Below are 15,832 nucleotides of genomic sequence, written 5' to 3' on the forward strand. Positions count from 1 at the left end.
TATTCCTCAATCTTTTTAATTTTCTAATACTACTCCGGCATATGGTTCTAATCGTAATTTTCCTGTCGTTAAATCATATTCGCCAGCCGCTAACCTTTCACTACTAAATTCTTTTCCTACTTCAAGTTCAATCGGTTCTGGACTCAAAGAAACAGCAATAAGAGCTTTTTTGTCGTTTAAATTACGCTCATAGACGTAGCTTCCATCTGACGTTGACCATAAATAATAATTGCCATCTTGAAATAGTTGTTCTTTTTTCAAGCTAATAAGCTCTTTGTAAAAGTTAAACATACTACTGTCATCTGCTATTTCATCAGCTACATTTACTTCATCAAGCTTCTTACCTTTAATCCAAGGCTCTTTCTCTGTAAAGCCATTATTTCTTTCGTTATCCCAAGGCATTGGACCGCGAGCAGGAAGTTTATGAGTCCTACTTGCCATTAGCAATGCTTCTTTTGAAGGTATGCTGGCTTTTTCTGCACTCTTTATAAACTCTTTTACAGTATCATCTTCAAAATCATTTATATCTTCAAACTGTAAATTCTTCATCCCCAATTCTTCACCATAATAAATGATTGGAATACCGCATTGTAAATACATCAACATAGCTAAACTTCTTGCTTGAGTATCATTTTTAGCAATTCTGGTTGCAAGCCTTGCCATATCATGATTATTCCAATAAAGGGTAGGTTTAGAAATTCCACTTAAGGTCTGTTGCCAAATAGTTTGATTTTGTTTAAATTTAACCCAATCTAACGGTTTAGGCTGATAATTACTCAAAAAACTAGGATCGATTTTACTCTGATCTTCCGTAAAATATCTAAAAGTAATTACGCTATCCATTAAATGATTATCCTTATTTGTATAATCCACAGCTAAATTTACATTTGCACTTGCTGCTTCTCCTAAAAGTAATGCATCAGGATAATCTTGTTTTATTTCTTCGCAAAATGGTCGCATCCATTTTTGAACTTGTGGTAAATTAGCAAAAAATGGTTCTGCAATTACTGGTTCTTCATTTTTACTATTAACCGGAAAATTCTGTCTTAGATCTGCTTTTGCAATATGAATAAAAGCATCTAATCTTAATCCATCAATCCCCTTTTCTAACCAATATTTTGCAATCTCAATCATTGCATGTCTAACTTCCGGATTCTTCCAATTCAAATCAGGCATTCTTTTATCAAAAAGATGAAAATAAAATTGACCAGTGCCTGCAGGATCCTTTTCCCAGACACTTCCCCCAAAAAAGCTTCCCCAGTTATTTGGACGCTGATTGTTTTCTCCAGCAAAAATATAATAGTCACGGTAGATACTTTCTGGATTTTTTATAGCATCTTGAAACCAGGGATGCTGGTCAGAAGTATGGTTCAATACAAAGTCCATAATCACATGAATACCAGCCTCATGCATCTCTTTAATTAAGTTATCCATATCCTCCATTGTTCCCATCTTTGGATCAATAGCAAAATAATTTGATACATCATAGCCATTATCCACTTGTGGAGAAACAAAAATTGGATTTAGCCAAACAGCATTGATTCCTAATTCCTTTAAATACGGTATTCTCTTTCTTATTCCATTTAAGTCACCAATACCGTCACTATTAGAATCTTGGAAAGACTTCGGATATATTTGATAAATAATTGCTTGATCATACCAATGTCTCATAATACACATCCTCCATGAATTTTATTTTAAGCAATTATTCTAAGCGCTTACAATATATTTTATATGTTACCGGTATCAAAAAAGAAAGCTGTCTAAACAGCTTCCTAATTTCTTGTAGATTCACTTTTTATTAGTTCTGGTTCAATTAAGACTTCACCCTGCTGAGCTCCATCTTGTTTAATTTTTTGCAGAATCATCCCAGCTAAGAGCTCACCAAGCTTAAATAAATTTTGCTTAACCGTAGTTAGTTTAGGATTTGAGACTTGATCTAAAAAGACTCCGTCAAAACCAATCACACCAAAATCTCGAGGAATATTTCCATTCTTTCTTTGTATAGCTCGTACTACGCCCACTGCAATTCGATCACTGGCACAAATAAAGCATGTATTCGGCGCAAATTTTTTCCAATTACTAATAATTAATTTTTCAGCCAAACTACTATGATTTTGGATTCGAAAAATTTTTGGAATCATATTATGTTTCTGAAGTGTATTGATATAGCCGGCTTCTCTTGAATATTCAAATGGCTCTTTCTCATCAATTCCAATAAAAATAATTGATTGATAGTTTTTATTAAGTGCATATTGTGTAGCTAACTGTTCTCCTAATTTGTTATCTGTATCAATAAAATCGTAACCGTAGCGATTTTCTCCAAATAAAACAAACGGCTTATCTAGCTGATCTAACCATTCTGCATCCGTTGCTCGCCCACCAGTTATAATGTAACCGTCTCCTCCGCTAACATCCCTGTCTGTGGCTAATTGAATTGCGTAGTGTTTTTTGCTTAGTCCTTTAGCAATTCCAAAAAGTAAGTTCATGTAGTAAGGTTCGGTCGTATCAATATCTTCTAAAATTACCAGTTTAACCACATTAGTCCGATTATGAGCCAAAGCACTCGCAATTGAATTGGGATGATAATTCAATTGCTCCATTGCTTTTTCTACAATTTTTCTTAATTCTGGCGTCACTTGCTGCGGATGATTAATAACCCGCGATACTGTCATCTTAGATACACTAGCTTTTTTTGCTACATCAGATAAAGTAGTCATATTTCCATAATTCCCTCTTTAAAACTGTATAGTTTATATACTACCTTAATTCTCGAAAATATGTAAGCGCTTTTTTGCTTTTTTAAAATAAAAGTATAGCTTTTATGGACAAAAAAACCAATACCTAAGTACATAGGTATTGATTTTTATTACTTAATTATGTGATTGAAAACGAGTATTAAATAGTGGACTAACTGGTTTATGCTCTTGAATCAATTTAATTGCTTCACCCATCAATGGTCCAACAGAAACAATTTCAGCCTTAGATAAATCTTTTTCTTCAGGTTGGTTAATAGAATCAGTTAAGATCAATTTCTTAATTGGTGAGTTATTCAAACGCTCAATTGCAGGGCCTGATAAAACTGCATGGGTAGCTGAAGCATAAACTTCAGTTGCACCTGCATCCATTAAAGCTTGAGATGCTAAAGTAATAGTACCAGCCGTATCAATCATGTCATCAATAATAATGGCACGCTTGCCTTTTACATCACCAATAATGTTCATAACTTCTGCAACATTTGCCTTTGGACGACGCTTATCCACAATTGCAATTGGAGTCTTAAGGAATTCTGCTAGCTTTCTTGCTCTAGTTACACCACCATGATCAGGGGAAACTACAACGGCATCTTTTTCTAAATCATGACTCAAGAAGTAGTCAGCAAGAAGAGGTGCTCCCATCAAATTATCAACAGGAATATCAAAGAAGCCTTGAATTTGTGGGGCATGTAAATCAAGTGAAAGTACTCGGTCAGCACCAGCTTTTTGTAACATATCAGCTACTAACTTAGCTGTAATTGGTTCACGAGCACGGGTTTTTCTATCTTGACGTGCATATCCGTAGTAAGGCATTACTAAGTTAACACTTCTAGCTGAAGCACGCTTAACAGCATCAATCATGATCAACAATTCCATTAAATTATCATTTACTGGAGCTGAGGTTGATTGTACTAAATAAACATCTTTACCACGAACTGACTCATCGATGTTAATTTGAATTTCACCATCGCTGAAACGTTTAACATCAGACTTACCAAGCTTAACTCCCACCTTATCAGCAATTTTTTCTGCTAAAGGCTTATTAGAGTTGAGCGCAAAAATTTTAATTTCTTTGTCTAATTGAGACATAATTTCCTCCACCGAAAAATTACAATTCCACATTTAATAATAGCAAAAAAATGCTTGTTACGCTTGTAAATAGCAAAAAAAGAAGTTGTATTTAACAACTTCTTTTAAATTTATTCCCATTCTTTATCTTTTGCTAAAGGTAATTTGTGCCAATAATCTGGTTTGTTAGTCTGTCTACCTCTGGCAATTGCCATATCGTACTTCTCGACATCTTTAGTAATTGTTGAATCGGCCGCAACAAATGCATGATCAGCAATATTAACTGGAGCAATAATCGTAGCACCTGCACCAATGAATGAATGATCACCAACATTAGTATGGAACTTTTTAACACCATCATAGTTAGAGAAAATAGTTCCGCAACCAATATTAATATCTTTACCTAAAGTTGCATCCCCAACATAAGTTAGGTGTCCTACCTTAGTATTTTCTCCAATTTCAGCTTTCTTAATTTCAACAAAGTTACCAATATGTGCACCTTTGCGAATTACTGCCCTTGGACGAAGGTGAGAGTTAGGACCAATGTCAGTATTATCATCCATTTGAGCTTCTTGAAGAGTTGAAGAAGTAATGGTTACATTGTTGCCGATCTTAGAGTCAATGATTCTTGAGCTAGTAGTAATATAGCAGTTACTACCAATTTCAGTTTTACCCTTAATAACAACATTTCCTTCGATAACAGTATCGTTGCCAATTTTAACATCGCTATCAATATATGCAGTATCAGGATCAATAAATGATACACCATTTTTCATGTGTTCTTCATTGATTCTTCTTTGCATAATTTTAGTTGCTTGAGCAAGGGCAATTCGATCGTTAACGCCGAGACTTTCGCTAAAGTCTGGCATTTCATATGCGCCAACCTTGTGACCGGCCTTACGCATAATTTCTAAAACATCAGTTAGATAGTATTCACCTTGAGCGTTGTCGTTACCTACTTGTTTTAGAGCTTTAAATAACTCTTTATTGTCAAAACAAAAGACACCAGTATTAATTTCATCAACAGCTAACTCTTCTGGAGTACCATCTTTTTGTTCAACAATTCTCAGGACATTTCCATCTTCGTCACGAATGATACGTCCATAGCCAAATGGATTTGGAGCTTTTGCGGTCAAAACAGTTGCACTATTTCCGCTCTCTTCGTGCTTTTTAAATAAATTATTAAAGGTTTCAGCTGTAAATAATGGAGTATCTCCAGTAGCAACTAAAGTTGATCCCTCTAAATTCTCTAATAGATCATTTGCTGCTAAAACTGCATCTCCAGTTCCTAATTGCTTTTCTTGGAAAGCAAATTCTGACTGATCTGCTAATACATCTTTAACACTCTCTGCGCCATTACCAACAACGGTGATAATCTTATCTGGATTAGTTCCCTTTGCTGCATCAACAACATGTTCTACCATCGTTTTTCCGCAAACCTTATGTAGTACCTTGTAAAGTTTTGACTTCATACGGGTACCTTTTCCAGCAGCTAAGATAACAACATATTTATTCATGAATTTAATATCCCCTCAATATCGTATTTAAGCTATCTATCAGTATATCATTTTGGGAAACGATTGAAGTCTGTCTGCTCTAAGAAATTACCTGGACGTACTTTGATTAATTTCTTATCTCTATCAACTTCAGTAATTTTAATTAAGGATTGGTAGTCATCAACTACTTTTTGAGAGGCATACTTTGTTTCGCAAAGTACACACATACCGGCAACAGTACCTTTAAATTCTTTAACTAGTTCTTCCATACCAGTTAAAGTACCTCCGCCTTTCATAAAGTCATCGACAATTAGTACATTACTTCCTTCTGGGAGTAGTCTTTTGGCTAACTCCATTTTTTCAACTCGTTCACTTGAAGAAGCAACATAATTAACTGAAATTGTTGATCCCTCAGTAATTTTAGGACGTCTTCTAACCATTACAAATGGCACATTTAAGAAACGACTTACAGCTTGTGCAATAGCAATTCCTTTAGTCTCAATCGTCATCACATAGTCAATATTACTATAAGCATATTTGGTAGCAATAAGTTGCCCAATTTGACGTAAATCTTGTGGCGAGCCTAAAATGTCGGATAAGTAAACAAAATTACCGGGTAAAATACGATCAGGATCTTCAATACGGTCAGCTAAATCATGAAGATAGTCTGTAGCTTCTTTTTTTCCTACAAAAGGAATGTATCTTACTCCACCTGCTGCTCCGGCTACAGTTTCTAAAATTCCATTTTGATCGTTGGCTAAAGTTTGCCTTAAAATTGCCAAATCTTCTGAAATTGAAGATTTTGCTGCACCATAGCGATCTGCAAAAAATGGTAATGCAATCAAAGTATGAGGGCGAGCCAAAAGATACTTAACCATATCAACTAATCTTTCTGAACGTTTCATGCTTTTACCTTCCTAAACATTAAATAGATTTCTACGTTTAAATATACTCTATATAAAGAAAAATCACTAGCATTTTAAGTGAAATACTAGTGATTGTTCGTAATATTCTATTGTCGACTACATTTCATCAAACTCAAGCTCAATGTTCTTGGTTAATAAATCAGTATAACTATAAGATACTCGTTCAAAATTGTTTTGATCTTGATCAAGATCTACAACAAATACTGCCCGGTAAGTCTTAGTCAATCTACCTTTACGACGGGTTACTTTTTTTCTTCCTGCTTGAGCTACTACTACTAAGTTTTCACCCAAATGAGAATCCAAACTTTGTTTAATTGCCATTAGTGTTGTTGGCACTGGACGTCACTCCTTTGCTTGGATTAATTTTATCAAAAAATTAATATTTTTTCAAGTCTGTAATTTGTAATCGTTTTATGCCTGCCGATCTTTTAAAAGATGTGATAACTGAACAAATTGATGTAAAGTTAATTCTTCCGGACGAACTCTAACGTCTAGTCCTAGATCATTAATTAATTTCTCGCGTTCATCTTTATCTTTAATTAAAGTTTTCAAATTATTAGCTAAAGTTTTACGACGTTGAGCAAAGCACATTTTTACTACATGATCAAAGAATGCATAATCATTAATGTCAGGCTTTTCAAGAAGAGGCGTTAAAACAACAACCGCGGAATCAACTTTAGGTCTTGGCATGAAAGATGTACTCTTTACTTCTTCAGCTAAGCGAACATTCATCCGGCTTTGCACTGCAATAGACAAAGGACCATATTCCTTTGTCTTCGGCTTAGCAACCAATCGTTCAGCAACTTCTTTTTGCATCATTAAGGTTAAGCTTGAAAAATCCAAATCACTTTTAATCAAATTAAAAATAATTGGAGTTGTAATGTAGTAAGGTAAATTAGCAACAATCTTAACTGATTTACTTAGATCAAGAAAACCATCATTATCCTCTACAAAGTTAGCTTTCAACACATCTTTCATTACTAACTTAAAGCGATCTTTCAATTCTTCACCATCAATTTTTTGTGGCAATTCATTGTTTAAGATTTCTGGTAAATCTTGATCAACCTCATATGCCAAAACTTTAGCTCCAGCTAAAAGAAGTTGTTCAGTTAATGAGCCAATTCCAGGCCCAATCTCAATAACTTGGTCTCCTGGTTGAATATCAGCTGCTTCAACAATTCCTTTAATTGCTGCTAAATCCACTAAAAAGTTTTGACCTAAATTCTTTTTCGCATGCATAAAATAGCGATTAACAATTGCTTGAGTTCTAACTGGACTTGCAATCGGCATACTATTTGACATCTTCAACTGCCCTCTTTAATTCATCATAAGTAATTCCAAACATCTTTAAGCGTTTATAAAATTGTTTACTATTTCCATATCCAATTCCTAGCTTAATTCCAACCTTTTCACGTAAAAGACGGGCGCCTGAGCTCATCCCTAACCCTAACTCATCGTACTTTTCCTTAGTAATATCACTTTCGATCGGTTTAACCTCATGCAAATCACTTAAAGCACGAACCAAGGCTTCTTTTGAGGCGTGTTCAACCCCTAAACTGTTTCCACGCTTAGTCGGTTCCCCTTCTTTACGTGTAATAAAGGCTTGCTTAGCTTGAGGAGCTGCTTGGGTAACTAAGCGCCGAATCCTTTCGCCATTATAATCTGGATCAGTAAAAATAATTATTTCTCTAGTTTGAGATAGTTTCTTTATTTCAGCTAAAGTTTGTTCAGATACCTCTGAACCATTGGTTTCAATAGTTTCAATTCCAGGAAAAAATTGTTTTAGACGCTTGGTATCATCTCGACCTTCAACAATTATTACAGCATTAAATTGTTTTTTATTTTCTGATTCCATATGCCCTCATCGTATTCTCAAATGTATGCTTAGCTACTTCTTCAACAGAACTTCCACGCAAATCGGCAATTGCTTCAGCTACATAGCGTACATATCCTGTTTCATTCTGTTTTCCACGATATGGCTTTGGCGTTAAATACGGAGCATCAGTTTCAATTAAAAACTTGTCCCATGGCACAGCCTTAGCTGACGCATGAACATCCACCGCTTTAGTAAAAGAAACCACACCAGAAAATGAAACCATCATTCCTAAGTCAAGAAACTTCTTAAGCCATTCCGGATTACCGTTAAAATTATGAATTATTCCACCATATTCACCGACATGACTATTTTTCAAAACTTGATAAGTATCCTCAAAAGCATCTCGAGTATGAATATTAACAGGCATTTTTAAACTATGAGCCAAATCTAGTTGTCTCGCAAAAACTTTACGTTGTACATTTCTCGGGGATTCATCCCAATAATAATCTAGTCCAATTTCTCCTAAAGCGACAGTTTTAGGTTCTTTTAGTTGCTCAACTAGCTTATCCTCAGCTTTTTGATCATAGTCTTTAGCAACATCGGGACAATAACCAACAATAGCATATAAGTTATCGAATCTTTGACTCAAGTCAATCGCACGTTCGTTAAATTCAGGATCTTGTCCAACAACCGCACTTTTCACAACACCCAATTCTTTAGCTCGTTCAAGATAAATGTCTTCTTTTCCGCGAAAAGGTGCATCATTTAAGTGTGTATGCGAATCAAAAATCTCCATTAGCCTAATTCAGCTCCAACCTCATGTTCATCGCCAACAATAGCTAACTTAACCTTGCCATCCTTTTCACTAGATAAAAGCATACCTTGACTTTCATGTCCTAGCATCTTACGTGGCTTTAAGTTAGTAACTGCAAGGACCTTTTTATCTAAAAGTTCACTTGCATTTGGATAAAACTTACGAATACCACTTAAAATTTGACGTTCGTTGCCATCACCAAAATCAAGTTTAAACATTAATAATTTACTTGATCCCTTTACTGGCTCAACAGATAAAATTTGACCTACTTGAATTTTAACTTTATCAAAATCATCAATCGTAATGTGTTTTTCTTCTTTTTGTTGGCTTCTAGTCTTCTTCTTTGGCTTAGCCCTCTTCATTTCTTCTTTAATGTACTTAACTTCAACATCATTTTTAAGTCGTGGGAAGATTGGAGTTGGCTTTTCTGTTACCTTAATGTTCCAGTCAAAGCCACCAAAATCAAGTTTCTTTTGGTCATCATTATTCCAGTCAAGTCCGAGCTGTTCAAACATCTTAACTGGACTCTGCGTCATAACCGGTGCAATTAAAATTGCAATTAAACGTAAACTTTCAGCCAAGTTAGTCATCACTTTAGCTAATTCTTCACTCTTGCCCTCTTTGTTTAAAGTCCAAGGTGTAGTTTCATCAATATATTTATTTGCACGAGAAATAAGCTTCCAAACGCTGTCTAAAGCTTGGGAGAAGTGGAGTGCATCCATTTGTTTTTGATATTCAGCGATTGTTTCATTAGCTGTTTTAATTAAATCTTTGGCAAATTCATCTTGTTCTGAAGCAACTGGAGCAACTTGTCCTTCTTGATATTGATTAATCATTGAAACAGTTCTATTTAACAAGTTACCTAGATCATTAGCTAAATCAAAGTTAACTCTTTCAACAAAATCTTCAGGAGTAAAAATACCATCTGAACCAAATGGAATTGCACGCATCAAGTAATAACGAAGAGCATCTAAACCATAACGTTTAACAATCATTTCTGGGTAAACAGCATTACCCTTTGATTTAGACATTTTACCGTCTTTCATCAATACCCAACCATGACCAAAGATTTGCTTTGGAAGAGGGAGATCAAGTGCCATTAACATAATTGGCCAGTAAATAGTGTGGAAGCGAACAATTTCTTTACCAACTAAATGTACGTCAGCTGGCCAATATTTCTTAAATAATGAATCATCGTCTGAGCCATATCCTAAAGCAGTAATATAGTTAGAAAGAGCATCAATCCAAACATAAACAACATGCTTAGGATCGCTAGGTACAGGGATTCCCCAATCAACTGTCGTACGAGTAACAGATAAATCTTCTAAGCCTGGCTTAATAAAGTTATTTACCATTTCTTTTTCACGAGAGTGAGGCAAAATAAAGTCTGGGTGATCTTTATAGTATTGAAGTAAACGATCAGCATATTTACTCATTCTGAAGAAATATGATGGCTCCTTAACTAAGCGTACTTCATGTCCTGATGGGGCCTTTCCACCAATAACATTACCATCATCATCTTTATATACTTCAGCAAGTTGTGATTCGGTGAAATATTCTTCATCTTCTACAGAATACCAACCAGTGTACTCGCCTAAGTAAATATCGCCTTGCTTTAATAATCTTTCAAAAATCTTTTGCACAGCTTTAACGTGATCTTCATCAGTCGTTCTAATAAAGCGATCGTAGGAAACGTCTAACATTTTCCATAAATCCTTATAAGAATTAGCCATTTTATCTACAAATTCTTGCGGCTTAATACCTTGTGCTTCAGCTTTTTGCTCAATCTTAAGTCCATGTTCATCAGTTCCAGTTAAGAAGAATGTATCAAAACCGCGAGATTTTTTATAACGAGTCATGGTATCGGCAGCAATAGTCGTGTACGCATTACCGATAGTTAATTTTCCAGATGGATAGTAAATAGGTGTAGTAATATAGAAAGTTTTCTTTTCAGCCATCTTTATTCTTCCTCTCATAAGTCTTTTAATTGCTAGTATAACATAGCATGCCTACATAAATTTGTGTACTAAAAAAGGAATTTCTTTTTTAGAAATTCCTAGTTAGATTGATTTTGTTTTTTCATTACCATATTATTACTCGGATGGTGAATTGAGTTTTTTAGCAATTGGCTAGTGATAGAAATAGGAACTGCATCAGAGGTTAATCCTACAACTACGGCAAGTGCAAATACTAAAGTATTTTCCCAATTACCATGCATCATACTACTAATTACTAAAAACAAGGGCACAATAACTGCAGCTAGAATCAAAAATACTCTTGTTAAATTTCTGGTATCTAAATTAAATACGTGTTTCTTTAATTCCATTTTGGAAATATTTTGAGCTAATTTTCCAAAAACAGTCTCTTTTCCAGTTGCAAATACTACTCCAACTCCAGAACCTGCGAGAATTCTTGTACCTGCGTATAAAATATTGGCATAGTCTACATAACCATGATTGTTTCTCTGACCTAAAGAAGTAATTTCACTCTTATATATTGGATTATCTTCATCCATAAAGAAATCAGCTGAACAAATAATATTATTATTCTTTAAAATTCTTACATCTGCCGGAACTACTTCTCCAGCTTGTAACAAGATAATATCCCCAACTACTAACTCTTTAGTTGCCAACTCTTGTGGCATACAGTCACGCATAACTTTAGTAGTAGGCGATATTTTATGTAGTAAATTTTGAATAGCCGCTCTAATCTTGATATTTTGAATGAAACTTAATATTCCAGAAATAATCAAAACTAAAACAATTAAAACAGGTGTATCTAAATTATGCACTTTCAATTTATAGTTAAGCACAATAGATACAATTGCTAAGCCTAAAAGAATACTTGTAAAAGGCGTCATAAATGCTTCACATAAAAATTGAAGTCTAGTATTTTTAGGTTTATTTATAATTTCGTTAGGACCATTTTTTGCTAAGCGTTGCCTCGCATCTTTAGTTTGAAGGCCACTAATTGAGGTTTTTAATCGTTGCAGTGTTGCAAATTTGTCTTCGCATGCAATCCGGCGCACCAGCTTGGTGTCTGTAGTATGTCTTTTGCCGGAAGTGTTGATTTTTAACATCTTCAACATCCTTTCTTAAGAACCTAGCAAACAAACAAAAAGCCGATGCAAAAACTGCATCGGCTTAAATCCAAGCGATTTTTATACTCGTCGTTCAGTTTTAACACTACGTGACGTAAGGTTATAAAAATATAACTAGCTGGCTGGGGAGGGCCTTATATCGACGATCCCTGTTTGACCCGTTGGCATCTCTGGATGTTGCTGGGCGACAGCATGTGTTCACGTAGGAGTCTCACCTAACAGTTTATTTGCTCTAATATTTAATTTCTATTGATACTTTAACGGCTAACTAGCTTTTAGTCAAGCCCTAATGTGGCTTTCGCGTGCTTTTGAATAAAACTAATCCAAAACTAATTAAAGCTGCAATCACTAATCCCCAAACTAAACTTACACTTTGTGGATGGTCAACTTTTTGTAACTCTTCTTGAGTCAAAGAATTTTTATCATAAAATAATTTATCTTTTTGTGCAATTAAAGTTGCACAGGCATTAAAAACTAATCGAATTCCTGAATTGAAGTTTGATTTTTTCTCACTTCTTAATTTATCGCCTGCATATCGAATAATGTTGCTACACTTATTTTGTGTCAAAACATCTTGGTAATTTTTACCAACAAGAATTTGAACATTTTTTCTTTTATTTTGTAATGCGGCTACAATAATTACCTGATTTTTCATCGGCCTAATTTTATTTATATCATTACTATTTTTTAGACTTAAAAGTCGAATCTCAGGCTTACTTTTTGTTTTTTGGTATTCTTTATTTTTTTGAGTTACTAATTCTTTAGTCTGGTTATTAAATAAATTTTGCGGATCACTAACAAAAGAAGTTGTACTAGCAGTAAATAGTAAAAAAGAAATTAAGAGTACTCCAAAACTGATAAACTTATTTTTCATTATCCGCCTTCTCTAACCTATCAGCTAAGCTTTGAACATATTTATGATCTAGCGTTACTTGTTCAATCGCCACACCCTTTTCTCGCAGTAATTTGAGTGCTAAGGGATTATCATGATAATCATAATAATAGTTAATTTTCTTAATACCAGCTTGAACTAAGCATTTGCTGCAATTAAAGCAAGGAAAATAAGTCACATAAATTTCAGTACCTTCAGTTGAGATACCGTTTTTTGCACACTGGATTAAGGCATTCATTTCCGAGTGAATAGTTCTAACACAGTGTCCATCAACCATTAAATGACCAACGTCATCACAATGAGGCTGTCCAGAAACACTTCCATTATAGCCAGTGGCAATCATCCTATCGTCCTTAACTAGCACACTTCCCACTAGGGCACGATCACAAGTTGAGCGCTGTGCAATAACTAACGCCTGCATCATAAAATATTGCTTCCACGGAATCCTGTCTCTCGTCATCAGTCTTACCCTCTTTAAATTATTTATTTAATCTATCAAAATAATTTAAACCAATTGCTTCTCTAACTTCTTGCAAAGTTTGGTTAGCAACTTCATTTGCCTTTTTTGATCCCTCTAGTAACATTTCGTATACAGCATCTGGATCTTGAGCAAACTTTTCTCGACGCTCTCTAATTGGCCCGAGTTCTTCTTCAAGAACCTTATTCAAGTAACGCTTAATTTTAACGTCCCCTAAGCCACCTTTTTGGTATTGTTCCTTAAGCTCAGCCACCTTATCTTTATCTGGTGCAAAAACATCAAGATAGGTAAAGACAGTATTTCCTTCTACTTGACCAGGATCTTCAATATGAATATGGTTAGGATCTGTGTACATTGACATAACTTTCTTTTGTACAGTTTTTGCATCATCAGACAAGTAAATTGCATTTCCAAGTGATTTAGACATTTTTGCATTTCCATCTAAACCTGGAAGTCTACCTTGTCCCTTTGGTGGGAAATAACCCTTTGGTTCAACTAAAATGTCAGTATTATAAACTCTATTAAAAGTACGAACAATTTCTCTAGTTTGCTCAAGCATTGGTTCTTGATCATCCCCAACTGGAACTACTGTTGCTTTAAAAGCAGTAATATCTGCTGCTTGAGAAACTGGGTAGTTTAAGAAACCGACTGGAATTGAATCTTTAAAGTTTTTTTGCTTAATTTCAGTTTTAACAGTTGGGTTTCTTTCTAGACGGGCAACTGTTACCAAATCCATGTAATAAGCAGTTAATTCAAAAAGAGCAGGGATTTGTGATTGCACATAAATGGTAGACTTTTCAGGATCTAACCCAACAGCTAAGTAGTCCAAAGCTACTTGAATTAAACTATTCTTAATTTTTTCAGGATCTCTAGCATTATCAGTTAATGCTTGAGTATCGGCAATCATAATATAAGGTTCATATTTACCCTCATTTTGTAATTTTACACGGTTTTTTAAGGAGCCAATATAGTGACCAATATGAAGCTTTCCGGTTGGTCTGTCTCCAGTTAATAAAATTTCCTTTGTCATATTTTTTCTCCAATATATCTGTAATCTTTAGCTTTACCTCCAATTCTAGCAAAAAACCTTATTTGTTTAAACTTACCTAAAACTTGCTAAAATTAAATTGAGAGAAAAATTATATAAAGAAAGGATGAATAAGGATGTGTAGTCATTATGAAATGCCGTCACTTAAAGAAATTAAGACATATCTAAAAACTGATTTAAAATTACCGCTAGTTGTATCAAAAAACATTGAAGACAAATTTGAATCTGTTACTCAAATTTATCCTAAATCTCCATCTTTAGTTATGCTATATAGCGATGACGAACTAAAGTTAGTCGAAAAGAAATGGGGCTATCCTAGTCCATTTAAAAAGAATCGAGTAATTTATAATGCTCGGGTAGAGCGTTTTTATGAAGAAAAGCCATCAATGTGGGATGATTCATTTGCTCGTCAGCGTTGTATTATTTTAGCTAATGAATTCTGGGAAAGCAGCAAGCAAACTTACCTTGCTTCAAATAACAAAACCTATCATGAGCACTCATCTTTTACTGCAAAAGATGAACCGATGGCACTAATTGCTGGCATTTATAAAGGTGCTGATTTTTCAATGGTTACTACTGCTTCTAATGATACTGTTCTTCCAGTCCATGAAAGAATGCCATTAGTATTAAAGCCATCTGAATTACGTCGTTGGCTCTTTCAAAACTTTACTTCTCTACTTGACCGGTCAGAATATAATCTAGACAGACATCAGTTGCCACATCGTTAGCAAAATGATATAATCATTTTGCTTATGCGGGTATAGTTTAATGGTAAAATGTCAGCTTCCCAAGCTGAAGATGCGGGTTCGATTCACGCTATCCGCTTATATTAAAAAAGAGGAACTTCATAAAGTTCCTCTTTTTTTAAGCTAAAATCACCATAAAAATCCCATTTAGGATCGCTAAATAAATTGGCATCACGATTCTTTGCGAATATAAGTAAGACCAAGCAAAAAGCATCCCGTAAAGACTATTGAGAATAAACAAACTAAATGAAGTTTGAAAATTAAGTATTCCGTAGAAAAAGCCTGAACAAATAATTCCCGCTATTCCGCTAGCCATATTCTGAGCTCTAAACCCGTAATTAAAGAAAAAACCTGTTGTTAAATATACTTGCATTGCTGGCAGCAAAAGACCAGTAGAAAATATAAGAAACCAAAATAAAAGATTACATTCAGCCTTTTGATAAATTATTTGAAAAGACATTAAAGGAACACTTCCCTTGGCTTGAAGATAGGAAATAAAAATGCGTCCTAAAATGACCAAGATAGATACACCAACTATAAATCCATAATCTGCTAATAAAGGCATCATGGTTTTTTTTCAAAAAATCTTTGTTCTCGATTAAATTGTCGAATATAAAAATATAAAGTAAACAAGGCACAAAGCAAGAAAAAAAAGTACCCTATTTTATTTACATGATCATTTAACAGAGCTA

16 protein-coding genes, 1 tRNA gene and 1 riboswitch are annotated in these 15,832 nt (G+C 34.5%); of the genes, 2 read left to right on the forward strand and 15 right to left on the reverse strand.

Annotated elements, in window-relative coordinates; genetic code table 11:
• Positions 1-15 precede the first annotated feature (15 nt).
• The 14 genes from Q9R40_RS02040 to trpS all read right to left on the reverse strand — a co-directional run bounded on the left by Q9R40_RS02040 (position 16) and on the right by trpS (position 14,376).
• Positions 16-1,671 carry an alpha-glucosidase gene (locus Q9R40_RS02040; RefSeq protein ID WP_304676113.1) on the reverse strand — a complete coding sequence of 552 codons (1,656 nt, stop codon included), beginning with the start codon at positions 1,669-1,671 and terminating at the stop codon, positions 16-18.
• A gap of 104 nt (positions 1,672-1,775) precedes the next feature.
• Positions 1,776-2,720, reverse strand: coding sequence for a LacI family DNA-binding transcriptional regulator (locus Q9R40_RS02045; RefSeq protein WP_297937771.1), 945 nt, complete (start codon positions 2,718-2,720; stop codon positions 1,776-1,778).
• Positions 2,721-2,873: 153 nt separating this feature from the next.
• Positions 2,874-3,845: a ribose-phosphate diphosphokinase gene (locus tag Q9R40_RS02050; RefSeq protein WP_004898715.1), complete on the reverse strand. Its 972-nt coding sequence runs from the start codon at positions 3,843-3,845 to the stop codon at positions 2,874-2,876.
• A 110-nt stretch (positions 3,846-3,955) separates the two neighbouring features.
• Complete coding sequence (glmU, locus tag Q9R40_RS02055; protein ID WP_300722402.1) at positions 3,956-5,341, reverse strand: bifunctional UDP-N-acetylglucosamine diphosphorylase/glucosamine-1-phosphate N-acetyltransferase GlmU; 1,386 nt, start codon at positions 5,339-5,341, stop codon at positions 3,956-3,958.
• A gap of 47 nt (positions 5,342-5,388) precedes the next feature.
• On the reverse strand, positions 5,389-6,225 hold the full coding sequence (gene purR, locus Q9R40_RS02060) for a pur operon repressor (RefSeq protein WP_297937766.1): 837 nt from the start codon (positions 6,223-6,225) through the stop codon (positions 5,389-5,391).
• 117 nt (positions 6,226-6,342) lie between these two features.
• Positions 6,343-6,582 carry a Veg family protein gene (locus Q9R40_RS02065; RefSeq protein WP_004895990.1) on the reverse strand — a complete coding sequence of 80 codons (240 nt, stop codon included), beginning with the start codon at positions 6,580-6,582 and terminating at the stop codon, positions 6,343-6,345.
• Between the two features lie 75 nt (positions 6,583-6,657).
• On the reverse strand, positions 6,658-7,548 hold the full coding sequence (gene rsmA, locus Q9R40_RS02070) for a 16S rRNA (adenine(1518)-N(6)/adenine(1519)-N(6))-dimethyltransferase RsmA (RefSeq protein WP_300722399.1): 891 nt from the start codon (positions 7,546-7,548) through the stop codon (positions 6,658-6,660).
• Positions 7,538-8,101 (reverse strand): ribonuclease M5, encoded by a 564-nt coding sequence (gene rnmV / locus Q9R40_RS02075; protein ID WP_304676114.1) that lies wholly within the window; start codon positions 8,099-8,101, stop codon positions 7,538-7,540. Before rnmV ends, rsmA begins: the two co-directional genes overlap by 11 nt.
• On the reverse strand, positions 8,085-8,858 hold the full coding sequence (locus Q9R40_RS02080; protein WP_297937756.1) for a TatD family hydrolase: 774 nt from the start codon (positions 8,856-8,858) through the stop codon (positions 8,085-8,087). Before Q9R40_RS02080 ends, rnmV begins: the two co-directional genes overlap by 17 nt.
• On the reverse strand, positions 8,858-10,834 hold the full coding sequence (metG, locus tag Q9R40_RS02085; RefSeq protein WP_304676115.1) for a methionine--tRNA ligase: 1,977 nt from the start codon (positions 10,832-10,834) through the stop codon (positions 8,858-8,860). The genes Q9R40_RS02080 and metG overlap by 1 nt, the downstream gene beginning before the upstream one ends.
• A 98-nt stretch (positions 10,835-10,932) precedes the next feature.
• Complete coding sequence (locus tag Q9R40_RS02090; RefSeq protein WP_370648931.1) at positions 10,933-11,964, reverse strand: cation-transporting P-type ATPase; 1,032 nt, start codon at positions 11,962-11,964, stop codon at positions 10,933-10,935.
• A gap of 69 nt (positions 11,965-12,033) precedes the next feature.
• A riboswitch (M-box (ykoK) riboswitch) is annotated at positions 12,034-12,206 on the reverse strand.
• Positions 12,207-12,262: 56 nt separating this feature from the next.
• Entirely contained in the window at positions 12,263-12,850 is a 588-nt protein-coding gene (locus tag Q9R40_RS02095) for a TPM domain-containing protein (protein WP_304676116.1), read from the reverse strand.
• Positions 12,840-13,328: a deaminase gene (locus Q9R40_RS02100; RefSeq protein WP_003649538.1), complete on the reverse strand. Its 489-nt coding sequence runs from the start codon at positions 13,326-13,328 to the stop codon at positions 12,840-12,842. The genes Q9R40_RS02095 and Q9R40_RS02100 overlap by 11 nt, the downstream gene beginning before the upstream one ends.
• A 19-nt stretch (positions 13,329-13,347) precedes the next feature.
• On the reverse strand, positions 13,348-14,376 hold the full coding sequence (gene trpS, locus Q9R40_RS02105) for a tryptophan--tRNA ligase (protein WP_304676117.1): 1,029 nt from the start codon (positions 14,374-14,376) through the stop codon (positions 13,348-13,350).
• Between the two features lie 134 nt (positions 14,377-14,510).
• On the opposite strand from trpS, the gene Q9R40_RS02110 reads away from it, so the two are divergent.
• Together Q9R40_RS02110 and Q9R40_RS02115 are read left to right on the forward strand one after the other, a co-directional pair.
• A complete protein-coding gene (locus Q9R40_RS02110; RefSeq protein WP_304676118.1) occupies positions 14,511-15,122 on the forward strand; it encodes an SOS response-associated peptidase family protein in 612 nt (203 codons plus the stop codon).
• A gap of 26 nt (positions 15,123-15,148) precedes the next feature.
• A tRNA-Gly gene (locus Q9R40_RS02115) sits at positions 15,149-15,219 on the forward strand.
• Between the two features lie 39 nt (positions 15,220-15,258).
• Here the strand turns inward: Q9R40_RS02115 and Q9R40_RS02120 are convergent.
• Positions 15,259-15,708 (reverse strand): type II CAAX prenyl endopeptidase Rce1 family protein, encoded by a 450-nt coding sequence (locus Q9R40_RS02120; protein ID WP_304676119.1) that lies wholly within the window; start codon positions 15,706-15,708, stop codon positions 15,259-15,261.
• Between the last annotated feature and the right edge of the window lie 124 nt (positions 15,709-15,832).

This window comes from uncultured Lactobacillus sp., from assembly GCF_948948975.1.
Taxonomy (GTDB): domain Bacteria; phylum Bacillota; class Bacilli; order Lactobacillales; family Lactobacillaceae; genus Lactobacillus.

Coding starts and splice junctions, on each gene's coding strand:
- Q9R40_RS02040 (WP_304676113.1), bottom strand. CDS start 1,671: ATGAGACATTGGTATGATCAAGCAATTATTTATCAAATATATCCGAAG.
- Q9R40_RS02045 (WP_297937771.1), bottom strand. CDS start 2,720: ATGACTACTTTATCTGATGTAGCAAAAAAAGCTAGTGTATCTAAGATG.
- Q9R40_RS02050 (WP_004898715.1), bottom strand. CDS start 3,845: ATGTCTCAATTAGACAAAGAAATTAAAATTTTTGCGCTCAACTCTAAT.
- glmU (WP_300722402.1), bottom strand. CDS start 5,341: ATGAATAAATATGTTGTTATCTTAGCTGCTGGAAAAGGTACCCGTATG.
- purR (WP_297937766.1), bottom strand. CDS start 6,225: ATGAAACGTTCAGAAAGATTAGTTGATATGGTTAAGTATCTTTTGGCT.
- rsmA (WP_300722399.1), bottom strand. CDS start 7,548: ATGTCAAATAGTATGCCGATTGCAAGTCCAGTTAGAACTCAAGCAATT.
- rnmV (WP_304676114.1), bottom strand. CDS start 8,101: ATGGAATCAGAAAATAAAAAACAATTTAATGCTGTAATAATTGTTGAA.
- Q9R40_RS02080 (WP_297937756.1), bottom strand. CDS start 8,858: ATGGAGATTTTTGATTCGCATACACACTTAAATGATGCACCTTTTCGC.
- metG (WP_304676115.1), bottom strand. CDS start 10,834: ATGGCTGAAAAGAAAACTTTCTATATTACTACACCTATTTACTATCCA.
- Q9R40_RS02090 (WP_370648931.1), bottom strand. CDS start 11,964: ATGTTGAAGATGTTAAAAATCAACACTTCCGGCAAAAGACATACTACA.
- Q9R40_RS02095 (WP_304676116.1), bottom strand. CDS start 12,850: ATGAAAAATAAGTTTATCAGTTTTGGAGTACTCTTAATTTCTTTTTTA.
- Q9R40_RS02100 (WP_003649538.1), bottom strand. CDS start 13,328: ATGACGAGAGACAGGATTCCGTGGAAGCAATATTTTATGATGCAGGCG.
- trpS (WP_304676117.1), bottom strand. CDS start 14,376: ATGACAAAGGAAATTTTATTAACTGGAGACAGACCAACCGGAAAGCTT.
- Q9R40_RS02110 (WP_304676118.1), top strand. CDS start 14,511: ATGTGTAGTCATTATGAAATGCCGTCACTTAAAGAAATTAAGACATAT.
- Q9R40_RS02120 (WP_304676119.1), bottom strand. CDS start 15,708: ATGATGCCTTTATTAGCAGATTATGGATTTATAGTTGGTGTATCTATC.